Genomic DNA, 11,686 nt, shown 5'->3' on the forward strand with positions numbered 1-11,686 from the left:
AAAGCGCGGATGGCCCCCGATTCCCGTGCCACGATGGGCATGAGCCACCTGGGGGTGTGATGGGCGACTACCCGAACATCGGGAACCACGGCCTCATCGGCGACCTGCAGACCGCCGCGCTCGTCGACACCGACGGCACGGTCGACTGGTTCTGCGTGCCCCGCTTCGACGGGCCCAGCATCTTCGCGTCGTTGCTCGACGGCGAGCACGGCGGGTTCTGCCGCATCCGCCCGACCGCCGACGACTACGTGTCCCGGCAGCTGTACCTGCCCGACACCGCGATCCTCGTCACCAGGTTCCTGACCGACGACGGGGTCGGGGAGGTCGTCGACTTCATGCCGATCGCCGGCGCCGAGGCGACCGACCGGCACCGCCTGGTGCGCATGATCCGCGTGGTGCGCGGCTCGATGGAGTTCGAGGGCGAGATCCAGCCCCGGTTCGACTACGGGCGGGCGCCGCACACGATGCGGCCGACCGCCGGGGCCGGGGCCGTCTTCACGTCCGGCGACCAGTCGCTCACCGTGCATCGGATCGGCGAACCGGTCATCCACGGCGACCGGCGGGCCGGCCGGATCGAGCAGGTCGGCCAGGGCTTCCGCATCACCGGCACGCTCGTGGCCGGGGAGACGACCGGAGTCGTGCTCGAGACCGGCGGCGCCGACCCCGCGCGCGTCTCCCCCGACGAGGTCGAGGCGCTGCTCCTCGAGACGAGCCGCTTCTGGCGCGACTGGAACGCCCGGTCGACGTACCGGGGCCGCTGGCGCGAGATGGTCGCGAGGTCGGCGATGACGCTCAAGCTCATGACCTACGCTCCGACGGGCGCACTGGTCGCCGCCCCGACGGCCGGGCTGCCCGAGCAGGTCGGCGGCGAGCGCAACTGGGACTACCGGTACACGTGGGTCCGCGACGCGTCGTTCTCGGTCTCCGCGCTGCTCGGCCTCGGGTACACCGAGGAGGCGGCGGCGTTCGGCGAGTGGTTGCTGGCCCGGATCCACGAGGGCACCGGCGAGGCATCCGACCCGCTGCAGATCATGTACCGCGTCGACGGCACGTCCGACCTCGACGAGACGATCCTCGAGCACTGGGAGGGATACAAGGGGTCGCGGCCGGTGCGCATCGGCAACGGCGCCGCCGGCCAGCGCCAGCTCGACATCTACGGCGAGGCGCTCGACTCCATCCACCTCGCCGACGCGAACGGGCTCGAACCGGCCCATACGGCGTGGCTGCAGCTCACCGAGCTCCTCGACTGGCTCTGCGAGCACTGGGACCAGCCCGACGAGGGCATCTGGGAGACGCGCGGCGGGCCGCAGGCCTTCACGTACGGCCGGGTGATGTCGTGGATCGCCCTCGACCGGGGCATCCGCCTCGCCCGCTCGCACGGCCGGCCCGCGCCGACCGATCGGTGGACGGCGGAGCGCGACGCCATCTACCGGCAGGTCATGGACCAGGGCTGGAACCCGCAGCGCGGCGCGTTCGTGCAGCACGAGGGCTCCGAGGTGCTGGATGCCTCGCTGCTGCGTATGCCGATGATGGGCTTCGTGTCGCCACGCGACCCGCGGTGGCTGTCGACGCTGCGGGCGATCGACGAGGACCTCGTCTCCGACAGCCTCGTGTACCGGTACGACCCGAGCGCGTCGCCCGACGGGCTGCGCGGGCACGAGGGCACGTTCACGCTCTGCTCGTTCTGGTACGTCGCCGCGCTCGCCCGCTCGGGCTTCCTCGAGGAGGCGCGGCTCACGTTCGAGAAGATGCTGACCTACGCGAACCACCTCGGGTTGTACGCGGAGGAGATCGGGTTGACGGGCGAGCAGCTCGGCAACTTCCCGCAGGCGTTCAGCCACCTGGCGCTGATCAACGCGGCGATCGACCTCGACGCGCGGCTCGACCTCGGGGACGCGTCCCGCGGCGCGTTCGGTGGCCCCTGACGGATGCCTCGCGGTCCGCGTGGGCCGCCGCGACGGCGCCTCGTGTCAGCGCGGGGGCCCGGGGCCCGTTAGCGTAGTGCAGGTGCCCTCCCCTGTCAGCGCCGTCGTCGTCGGTCACGTCGGCCACCTGAGTCTCACCCGCCCCGAGGCGATCAACGCGATCGACCTCGAGATGATGCATGCCCTCACCGAGGCGCTCGACGCGTGGGCGGAGGATCCGGCCGTCTCCGCGGTCCTGCTCGACGGCGTCGGCGACTTCGGCTTCTGCGCGGGCGGCGACTTCCGCGAGATCCTGGCCCGGGCGGCCGAGGGCATGACCATCGGCGCGGTCTTCTTCCGCGACGAGTACCGCCTGATCGCGAAGCTCGCCGAGTACCCGAAGCCCGTCGTGTCGATCATGCACGGCATGACGATGGGCGGCGGCATCTCGCTCGCGGGCCACGTGCCGACCCGCGTCGTGACCGATCGCGTGAAGCTCGGGCAGCCCGAGACCGGCTACGGCTTCGTACCCGACGGCGGCGCCACCTGGCGGCTCGCCCGCACCCCCGGCGAGGTCGGCACGTACCTCGCGCTGAACTCGGTCGACCTCACCGCCGACGACGCGATCGCGCTCGGGTTCGCCGACGTGGTCGTGCCGGCGGAGCGCGTCGGCGAGCTGACGGCGGCGCTCCTCGAGGCGGATGCCCCGGGCCTGACGCCGGCCGCGATCGACGGACTCGTCCGAGGGTTCGCGGTCGACGCGAGCACCTCGCCGGTGCTGGCGCGACAGGACTGGATCGACGCCTGCTACTCCGCCGAGACGGTCGAGGCGATCCTCGAACGGCTGTGGGCATTCGCGAACGGCGACGAGGTCGGCGGGCTGCGGGCAGCCGATTCGGCCGATCCGGATGCCGCGGCGAATGCCGCTTCGGCCGCCGACACGCTCCTGCAGCTGTCGCCGACCGCCCTCGTCGCGACGCTGCGGTCGGTCCGCGCCGGCCGCGACGGCGAAGAACTGCGCGACGCGCTGGAGCGCGAGCTCCGACTCGCCCGCTGGTTCACCACCCAGCCCGACCTCTTCACCGGCGTGCAGGCGCTCGTCGCGCAGAACACCGAGACGCTCCACCAGGGCTCGGTGCCCGACTGGAAGCCCGCGGACCTCGCCGACGTCGACCTCACCGACATCGTCGCCGCCATGGAGACGCCGCTGCGGCACAGCGTGTTCCCGCGCGGGCTCGGGATCCCCGAGGAGGAATCCTAGGCCGCGCGTTCGGGGCTGCGCTCACCCGCCGACTCCCGGAGTTGGCATACTGGACGGCACCACTTCCGACGGAGGACACCGTGGCCGACCTGACCGAGCTCGCCCGACACCACCTCGCCGCCGCGCTCGCCGATGAGCACGGCCGGAGTGCCGAACTCATCCTCCGCGACGGCCCCATGCGGCAGTCGATCATTGCGCTGCGCGCCGGCGTCGAGCTCGCCGAGCACAACTCCCCCGCCGCCGCGAGCGTGCAGGTGCTGGAGGGGCGCGTCCGCGTGACCGGCCAGGAGGTCTCGGAGGTCGACGCCGGCCGGCTCGACGCGCTGACGCACCACCGCCACGCGGTGCTCGCGCTCGAGGACTCCGTGTTCCTACTCACCACGGTGACGAGCGTCGACAGCAGCGCCGGCGGGCCGGAGCGGGCGCGATGAGGACCGGCGGCCGCGGGCGGCCCGCGGATCAGGACGCCGCGGACCGGGATTGCCGGGCGACGCCATGCTGACACGCATCGCCGACGGCGTGTCGATCCACCGGAGCGAACTCCTGCGGAACAACACCTGCGTCGTACAGGGGCGCACCGGCGTACTGCTCATCGACCCGGGCCTCACCGAGGATGAGATGGTCGACCTCGCGAGCGACCTCCGTGACCTCGGCCAGTCCGTGGTGGCGGGCTTCGCGACACATCCCGACTGGGACCACGTGCTCTGGCACGCCGGGTTCGGCGACGTGCCACGGTACGGCACCGCCCGTTGCGCTGCGGAGATGCGCGCGTTGCTCTCGAACGCCGACTGGCGAGCCCGCGTCGCCGAGGGGCTCCCGCCGGAGATCGCCGAGGACACGCCGCTCAACCTGTTCGGTCGCATCACCGCGCTGCCGGCCGGATCGGCGCAGCTCCCGTGGGACGGGCCGACCGCCCGGATCCTCCCGCACCGGGGGCACTCCCCGGGTCACGCGGCCCTGTTCCTCGAGGAGGTCGGGGTGCTCGTCGCCGGCGACATGCTCTCCGATGTCTTCGTCCCCATGCTCGACCTCGGTGCCGTCGACCCGATCGGCGACTACCTCGCCGCCCTGGACCTGTTCGAACGGCTCGCGGGTGAGGTCGAGGTCGTCGTCCCCGGGCACGGCTCCGTCGGCACGGCCGCCGAGTTCCGCTCGCGGCTCGACCTCGATCGCGCCTACCTGTACGCCGTCCGCGACGGCCGGGAACCCGACGACCCCCGGATCGGTGCGGCCGCCGAGCCCGGCTGGGAATGGGTGGCCGACATCCACGCAGGCCAGGTGGAGGCGCTGCGCGCCTCAGTCGTGACGGCCGGCGATGCCGAGGAAGCGGACGAACACCGCGATCCAGCCGAAGATCAGCGCGAACACGATGATCTCGAAGGCGGTCAGCGAGAAGAATCCGATCGCCGGGATGAAGAGGATGACCGAGGCGATCGTCGCGGCGAGGAACACCCCTGAGGCGACGAAGTAGGTGCGGGGCATCCCTCGGAAGAAGCCCGGACCTCCGATGAGCAGCACGAGGAACATCACGGCCATTCCCGACGCCGAGATGTTGTGCGCGGGCATGTTCACGTCGACGGGGAAGATGCCGACGCACGCGAGCATGATGCCCATGACGACGAAGAGCACCGGGACGGTCCGCGGTCCACGCGGATTGCCCAGCACGCCCGCCTCCGCGAGCCGCCGCATGTCGTTGGCGATGTAGACCGCGAACGTCGTGACGAGCAGGCCCGCCGCGATCAGCGTGCCGTTGAAGACCCAGCTCGACAGGTCGGTCTCGAAGGTGCCGAGGTGGCTGAAGTGGATGGTCCACCACTTCGGGTCGGGCGTCGTGACCATCGCCGTGAGCGTGCCGATCGCGATGAATGCCAGCAGCAGCGACGACATGCGCTGCGTGGTCATCGCCGAGACCGAGAGGTAGACGATCCACGTCGTGAGGCCGAGCGTCACCGCCATGAGCACGACCGACCAGAACGTCACGATCGGCAGCCCGATGAACCCCATCGCGAGCACCCGGTAGAGCGCGTAGACCGCAACGAACGCGAGGGCCGTGTGCACGATGACCACGGACACCGTGTTGACCGTGAACTTCCACGAGGGCAGCGACTGCCGCCACTCCTGGCCGGGACGGATGCGCGCCCGCCAGTACTCGATCGACGAGGCGATCGCGGCGACGACCGCCGCGCCGCACGCCGCCCAGACGGCGAACGAGTCCGCGACGCCCGCGATCTGCAGGTCCGGCGCGAACAGGCCGACGAACAGGCCGTAGATCGCACCCAGCACGCCCGCGGACAGGGCGGCGTAGACCGCCTCCGTCTCGGCCCGGCGACCGGGCGTGGGAGCGGAAGCCTCGGGCAGCGGCGACGTGTTCACGGTGCTCACGAGGTCAGCGTAGACCTCGCCGGATCGCTTGGAGCGGCGTGTCGCCACCGGGTCATCCTGCGCGGGACGTCGCCGGGTCGGTGCCCCGACTCCCATGACGCAGAAACGCCGCTCGCGCAAGGGGGTGAGCCCCGACGCGTCGGTCGCTACGTTCATGAGATGTCGTCAACTACCCGACACCTGGCGCCCGCACTCGACATCGATGCCCGGCTCACCGAGATCGAGCGCCGCGTGAACCTGCTGGTCAACGTGACGCCGGTCAACGCAGCAGAGGCGTGGGCCGACTTCGAACACAGCGACTTCGCCGCGGCGCCCACGCTTCGGCTGCGTCCGCTGGACTTCGACCCGGACCTGGCGCAGCGCGACCTGTACGACCTCGAGGTCGAGCACGTGGACGATCCCGCGTTGCACACGCTCTTCCGGGCGAAGCGCGACGAGATCTCGAGGCAGATCACCGCGCTCGAGGACCGCGACACCTCGCGGTTCCTCTTCGAGTCGCTCCAGCTGTACGGAACGGTCGCCCCGGCCCTGGCCGCGGCGGCGGAGGAGGTGCTCGAGACCATCCCCCCGCAGGCACCCAGCACCCAGTCCGTCACCGCCGGCGCCTTCGCCGAGGCGGCCCGTGCGGAGTTCGAGCGATACCGCGCCGTGTACCCGGACTTCCCGGTCCGCGTCGAGGTACGGGACGACATCTCCGAGCTGATGGTGTCGTTCGGCCACCTGCTCATCCCGGAGTCCGCCGCCTTCCGCGCCGACCGGGTCGCGCCGTTGCTGCACCACGAGGTCGGCACGCACGTGGTCACGTACCAGAACGGTGCCCGGCAGCCGCTGACGCTGCTGACCATCGGCCTGCCCGGGTACGACGAGACCCAGGAGGGCCTCGCCGTGCTCGCCGAGTACCTGACGGGTGGGCTGGACCCGCGGCGGCTGCGCGTCCTCGCGGCGAGGGTGGTCGCGGTCGGCAAGATGCTCGACGGAGCCGGCTTCCTCGACATCTTCGAGTCGCTCCGGACCGACCACCGCATGCCGGCACGGACCGCGTGGTCGATCGCCATCCGGGTCGTCGTCGGGGGCGGGTTCGTGAAGGATGCGATCTACCTGCGCGGCATCACCCGCATCCTCGAGGCGCTCGCCGAGGGCGCACGCCTCGATGTCCTGCTCGTCGGCAAGCTCGCACTGGACCACATCCCGCTGGTGCAGGACCTCCTCGATCGCGATGTGCTCCATGGGCCGTGGATCCGGCCACGCTGGCTGGACGTGCCCGGTGCGCACGAGCGGCTGGAGCGGCTGCGTGCGGGCGCGAGGGTCACCGATCTCTACGAGGGAGGTGCGGCGGCATGAGGCTCGCATTCCTCGTCAACGATGTCGACACCGAGATCGACGAGTACACCACGACCCGGCTCGCCAGGGCCGCGGCCAGGGGCGGGCACGACACCTGGTACATCGGGGTCGGCGACCTCGAGTTCGGCAGCAACGACGGCCTGTTCGCGGCGCGCGCTCGCGCCGCCAGGTGGATGGACGACGACACGCTCGAGAGTTTCATGGAGCGGATCAAGGGGTGCGACCCCGAACGGATCGTCTTGGACGACCTGGATGCGCTGGTCCTCCGCAACGAGTCGATCGACGACCTGCAGGCCCGCCCGTGGGCCAGCCCGATGGGCGTGGTGTTCGGGCAGATGCTCGCGGCCCGGGGTGTGACCGTGGTCAACGACCCGAACACCCTCCATCGGGCGACGAGCAAGCTCTACCTCGAGGAGTTCCCCGAGTCGGTCCGACCGCGGTCGCTGGTGACGCGCGACCCGGAGGCGATCGCGCGGTTCGTCGACGAGGTCGGCCACGCCGTCGTCAAGCCGCTGTACGGGGCGAAGGGCCGCAACGTCTTCATGATCGACGGCCCGGACGAGACCAATCTCGCGCAGATGACCGAGGCGGTGCTGCAGGACGGCTACGCCATCGTCCAGGAGTTCATCGACGGTGCCGAGGACGGCGACGTCCGGATGTTCCTGCTCGAGGGCCGCATCCTCGAGCGCGACGGCCGGCCGGCCGCCTTCCGACGGGTGCCCACGGGGAACGACCCGCGCGCCAACATCAGCACGGGCGGGCGATCTGTGCCACTCGAAGCGGGTGCGCCCGAGTTCGCCGTCATCGAGCCGATGGCGGACAAGCTCGTCGCCGACGGCATGTTCCTCGTGGGCATCGACGTGATCGGGGGCAAGGTGGTGGAGATCAACGCGGAGAGTCCGGGCGGGTTCCAGAGCATCGAGCGGCTCTACGACCTCGACATCGCGGAGACGGTCATCGAGGCCTTGGAGCGGCGCGCGCGCGTTGGGTCATGAGACCTCGGTGGGGGTGACGCGGCTGACGGGGTCGACGCTGCCGTTTCGGCCGGAGAAACCCCGCTCCGGCACCTCGGCGTCGAGGCGGATCACGGGGCCGCGCCGGTTGGCAACTGGACACGGCATACGAACTCGCCCGATGCATACAGTCGAGTTCTCGTGCGCATTCGGGCACGCCGCTCGGCCTGAATCGGCCGTGTGTTCGCATCGGTCAGGCGCGGGTGAACTCCATGATCCAGTTGCACTCCCAGGTCTCGCCGCCGTCGCGCGAGAACTCCTGCTGCCACCGCGCCGAATCCGGGGTGATGTCCGACCAGGTGAAGTGCGCCGTGATTGGCTCGCCCTCATGGGTGTCGTCGCCGTAGAAGTCGCCGCGCCCGTCGGTGAACCGTCCGACGACGGGCGGGAAGAGTCGGCCCGTGCTGCTGTTCGCCCAATAGATCGACCACTCGCCGCTCTCCTGGTCTTGGAACCGGATGCTCGCGCCCGACCAGCCCCGGGTCGGGCAGTGCATCTCGTCGACGTTGCCGACGCCGTCGAGCAGGGGCCGCGCCCACGACGTGGCGGGGAACTCGTCCCAGTCGTCGCTGCCGACGAACAGGTGCCGGAGGCGACGGTTGGCGACGGTCCATTCGCCGTAGAGGAAGTCGAAATCGCTCATGGGTGCGATCTTCGGGCGAGCCACCGACATCCGGTCCCCTGTGCAGTCCGGGATGCGTTGGAACGATGCGAGGGTGCGGGAGGCGCGCGAGGAGGTCCGGTCGGTCGGGCCGTGAGGCCTTCTCAGGGCGGGCATGAAAGGCTGGTGGATGGGGGGATGCGAGTCCTAGCATGTCGCTGGTTAATGCCATCAGAGCAACCGGGGGTGCGCGATGGACGACACGCTGGATCGCGACGGCGACACGGCCGATGGCCAGCTCGTCGCGGAGTTCGGGGGGTGGGTGTTCGACAGATTCCTCGGCGGGATGGAGATCCTGTCGATCCATATCGGTTCCACCCTTGGGCTCTACGCGGCGCTCCGGGGTGCGCCGGCCACGGCGGCTGAGCTCGCCGCGCGGACCGGCATCGCTCGGCGGTACGCGCGCGAATGGCTCGAGCAGCAGGCGACTGCGGGCATCCTCGACGTCGACGGCGGCGACGAAGACGACTTGAGGTTCCGTCTGCCGGCCGCGCAGGCCGAGGTGCTCACGGACCGCACATCTCTCGGGTATTCCGCGCCGCTGGCGGACATGTTCGCCGCGGTTGCGCTGCGTATGCCCGACCTCGCGGACGCCTACCGGTCGGGTCGAGGCGTTCCGTGGGCGGCGTTCGGCGCTGCCGTGCGCGATGGTCAGGGCGATATCAATCGTCCGTGGTTCGAAAAGGAGCTCGCGAAGGCGCTCGCATCCGTCCCGCGGGTGCACGAGGTGCTGTCGCGACCTGATGCCGGCATCGCCGATGTCGCGTGCGGGCACGGATGGTCGACGATCGGTCTTGCCCGGGCGTACCCGGACGCGATCGTCGATGGGTTCGATATCGATGCCCCCGCCATCGAGGCGGCGCACGAGCATGCCGCAGGGCTCGAGAATGTGACCTTCTCCGAGCTCCGAGGAGAGCAGCTCGCCGATGAGGGCGAGGACCGATACGACGCCGCGTTCGTCTTCGAAGCACTACATGACATGCCGGACCCCGTCGCCGTACTCTCCTCGATCAGGCGCGCGGTCCGACCTGACGGTGTCGTCGTGGTGATGGACGAAGCCGTCGCCGAGGCGTTCGCGCCCCCCGGTGACGACACCGAGCGGGTGATGTACGGATACAGCCTGCTGATCTGCCTCCCTGATTCGATGTCGACTCCGGACTCCGTCGCGACCGGCACCGTCATGCGACACGCGACCCTCGAAAGCTACGCACGCGAAGCAGAGTTCTCAGCGGTCAGCGTCCTGCCGATCGACAGGTTCGCTGCCTTCCGGTTCTACCTCCTCGAGCGGTGAGGCGCCCCCCAGCAGACGAGGACCAGACGCCGCGGCAAGACGCTCCGCAACCACTCCCCGATGTGCTCAGGTAGGGCGGACGGGACGTGAACCCGTGACCGATGGACTCGCCGGGGTCATCCTGAACGTGCGGAATCCGGACTACTCGGACGCGCGACGGTCGGGGCGGGGCGTACCGACCGCCTACGACGAGAGCAGCTCCCGCCGCACCACAGCGGCGCTCCACCGTCCCAGCAGCGCGCCCGCGACGGTGTCCGAGATGTGGTGTTGGCCGCGGTAGACCCGCGAGAACGCGATCGCTCCGGGAATCCCGTACCGAAGGATGGGGCCGAGGAGTCGCGCACCACGGGCGCCGTGGCGATCGAGCAGGTCGGCGAGCGTGCCGTGAAGCGCGAAGGCCGCCGCGGTGTGCCCGGAGGGGAACGACGACGTCGCGTGCGGCGGCTCAGGGCGCCACACCCCCTGGGGTCGTGGCCGTCGCACGAGCGCCGCGGATGCGACGAAGCAGGCCGTCTCGAGCGCGAGCACCGCCGCAGGGGCGACCGCTGAGCGCCGGTTGCGCGTCAACAACCAGGTCATGCCGCACCAGATCGCGCCGTTCGCGATGGCCTGCGGCACACCGGAGTACCAGGACAGGGGCTCGGTGACCCGGTCGATCGGCTCATGGGGCCCGGTCTGGTCGGCGGGGTCCGTCGCGACGACGGCGTCGCCGTCGTCCGGCCGGTGGCGGAACGAGCCCTGAAGCGCACGCACGGCCCGGTCCTCAAATGGGTTGTCGCCGCCGAGGAGCCGCATCGCCCGTCCAGCCGCAGCGAACACGGCGATCGCACCCAACCCCGGCAGCACAACGGCTCGGAGCAACGACATGCCCGGAGCCTAGTGCCGCTGCACGGACTGGAGGTAGGTCGTAGGGCGGACGGGACTTGAACCCGTGACCGATGGACTCGCCCAGGCCAATCTGGCCTGACTCCGAATCGCGGTGACTGCTCGACTGATCTCGACATGACCGGGGATTTCTCGCCGATCCTGTATTTGCGGCTTCCAGATTACTCGGGATGCCTCGGGGCACCTCGACCAGGCTGGGTTCGAATAAACGTTGGATAAACGTTGACGCATCAAGTCCCCACCCTGCACTCGGGACTTGAACCCGGGTACTCGTTCAGCAGTCGCGCAATAACGTGGTCACCGAAACCTTCAGTGGTCCCGCTGGGTTAGACGTAGTTGTTGGTGACACCGCCCGAACGGTTCAAGTGCGATCTTCTCGCCCCTTCTTCGAGCAATTCCAGTCCCAGAGCTGCTCGACCCCGAAGAAGCGACTGGTGGCAAGCACGACAACCGGTGTGAGAACCACAGTAATAATTAGCCGTTGCCACCACTCGCCGGGCTGCGATCGGTCCTGGCTCAAGGCCTCGCTCCGACGCCTCGGCCCACGCCACCTCGATATCGTCGACTTCGAGGCAGAAGTGCGCGTAATAGTCGGGGGTGAGGTCGGCGGGAAGAGTCTCCGGCATGACGGAAGGAAACAGCTCAAGGAACTGCGATGGCGCGACTTCTAGGTAGACCAACCATGGTTGGTCGCTGTAGTGACGAAACAACTCCAGCGCCCGATCTTCCAGGACTTTGGGGTTGCCCGCTCCGAGATCCGCTTCGACTTGATCCACCATCGCTCCGTAACTGATGCGGAACTTCTCCTGCATCCCGAGTCCGCCGCAATAGAACGCGAGAGAGGCTTCGAGATCCCGGACGGAAAATGCGACGTGCGCAAGGCGCCTGAACTCCACCAATTACTCCTTCACTTCGCCAGTCATTGAGTGCGCCCTGGATCGAACGCGT

Annotated in this window: 10 protein-coding genes and 1 pseudogene; 7 read left to right on the plus strand and 4 right to left on the minus strand. The window is 69.7% G+C overall.

From position 1 onward, the window contains the following. Window positions 1-59: 59 nt before the first annotated feature. From ACGGZK_RS13895 to ACGGZK_RS13910, 4 genes and pseudogenes are all read left to right on the plus strand, one after another. Complete coding sequence (locus tag ACGGZK_RS13895) at window positions 60-1,925, plus strand: glycoside hydrolase family 15 protein (protein WP_395243230.1); 1,866 nt, start codon at window positions 60-62, stop codon at window positions 1,923-1,925. An 82-nt stretch (window positions 1,926-2,007) separates the two neighbouring features. Beyond that, a complete protein-coding gene (locus ACGGZK_RS13900) occupies window positions 2,008-3,165 on the plus strand; it encodes an enoyl-CoA hydratase/isomerase family protein (RefSeq protein ID WP_395243231.1) in 1,158 nt (385 codons plus the stop codon). A gap of 80 nt (window positions 3,166-3,245) precedes the next feature. Then, the gene (locus tag ACGGZK_RS13905) at window positions 3,246-3,596 is read left to right on the plus strand and encodes a cupin (RefSeq protein ID WP_395243232.1); all 351 of its coding nucleotides are present in this window, start codon (window positions 3,246-3,248) and stop codon (window positions 3,594-3,596) included. Window positions 3,597-3,660: 64 nt separating this feature from the next. Continuing rightward, window positions 3,661-4,275: pseudogene (locus tag ACGGZK_RS13910) on the plus strand (MBL fold metallo-hydrolase); the annotation flags it as partial. 186 nt (window positions 4,276-4,461) lie between these two features. Here ACGGZK_RS13910 and ACGGZK_RS13915 read toward each other — a convergent pair. Beyond that, complete coding sequence (locus tag ACGGZK_RS13915; RefSeq protein ID WP_395243233.1) at window positions 4,462-5,547, minus strand: DUF998 domain-containing protein; 1,086 nt, start codon at window positions 5,545-5,547, stop codon at window positions 4,462-4,464. 159 nt (window positions 5,548-5,706) lie between these two features. Between ACGGZK_RS13915 and ACGGZK_RS13920 the strand changes: the two genes are divergently transcribed. Together ACGGZK_RS13920 and ACGGZK_RS13925 are read left to right on the plus strand one after the other, a co-directional pair. After that, a complete protein-coding gene (locus ACGGZK_RS13920; RefSeq protein ID WP_395243234.1) occupies window positions 5,707-6,888 on the plus strand; it encodes a flavohemoglobin expression-modulating QEGLA motif protein in 1,182 nt (393 codons plus the stop codon). Further along, window positions 6,885-7,883: a glutathione synthase gene (locus tag ACGGZK_RS13925; protein WP_395243235.1), complete on the plus strand. Its 999-nt coding sequence runs from the start codon at window positions 6,885-6,887 to the stop codon at window positions 7,881-7,883. The genes ACGGZK_RS13920 and ACGGZK_RS13925 overlap by 4 nt, the downstream gene beginning before the upstream one ends. Window positions 7,884-8,094: 211 nt before the next feature. On the opposite strand, the gene ACGGZK_RS13930 is transcribed toward ACGGZK_RS13925, so the two are convergent. After that, a complete protein-coding gene (locus ACGGZK_RS13930) occupies window positions 8,095-8,544 on the minus strand; it encodes a hypothetical protein (protein WP_395243236.1) in 450 nt (149 codons plus the stop codon). Window positions 8,545-8,755: 211 nt separating this feature from the next. On the opposite strand from ACGGZK_RS13930, the gene ACGGZK_RS13935 reads away from it, so the two are divergent. After that, window positions 8,756-9,853: a class I SAM-dependent methyltransferase gene (locus ACGGZK_RS13935; protein ID WP_395243237.1), complete on the plus strand. Its 1,098-nt coding sequence runs from the start codon at window positions 8,756-8,758 to the stop codon at window positions 9,851-9,853. Between the two features lie 183 nt (window positions 9,854-10,036). Here ACGGZK_RS13935 and ACGGZK_RS13940 read toward each other — a convergent pair whose 3' ends face one another. Both ACGGZK_RS13940 and ACGGZK_RS13945 read right to left on the minus strand, forming a co-directional pair. After that, complete coding sequence (locus tag ACGGZK_RS13940; RefSeq protein ID WP_395243238.1) at window positions 10,037-10,687, minus strand: phosphatase PAP2 family protein; 651 nt, start codon at window positions 10,685-10,687, stop codon at window positions 10,037-10,039. Window positions 10,688-11,064: 377 nt separating this feature from the next. Next, the gene (locus ACGGZK_RS13945) at window positions 11,065-11,634 is read right to left on the minus strand and encodes a VOC family protein (protein WP_395243239.1); all 570 of its coding nucleotides are present in this window, start codon (window positions 11,632-11,634) and stop codon (window positions 11,065-11,067) included. Window positions 11,635-11,686: the final 52 nt, after the last annotated feature.

The sequence above is a fragment of the Agromyces sp. MMS24-K17 genome, from assembly GCF_043950245.1.
In the GTDB taxonomy this organism is placed as follows: Bacteria; Actinomycetota; Actinomycetes; order Actinomycetales; family Microbacteriaceae; genus Agromyces.

Bases quoted from the DNA above. Each gene is read 5' to 3' on its own strand.
- ACGGZK_RS13930 (WP_395243236.1), bottom strand. From the start codon at position 8,544: ATGAGCGATTTCGACTTCCTCTACGGCGAATGGACCGTCGCCAACCGT.
- ACGGZK_RS13925 (WP_395243235.1), top strand. From the start codon at position 6,885: ATGAGGCTCGCATTCCTCGTCAACGATGTCGACACCGAGATCGACGAG.
- ACGGZK_RS13920 (WP_395243234.1), top strand. From the start codon at position 5,707: ATGTCGTCAACTACCCGACACCTGGCGCCCGCACTCGACATCGATGCC.
- ACGGZK_RS13935 (WP_395243237.1), top strand. From the start codon at position 8,756: ATGGACGACACGCTGGATCGCGACGGCGACACGGCCGATGGCCAGCTC.
- ACGGZK_RS13895 (WP_395243230.1), top strand. From the start codon at position 60: ATGGGCGACTACCCGAACATCGGGAACCACGGCCTCATCGGCGACCTG.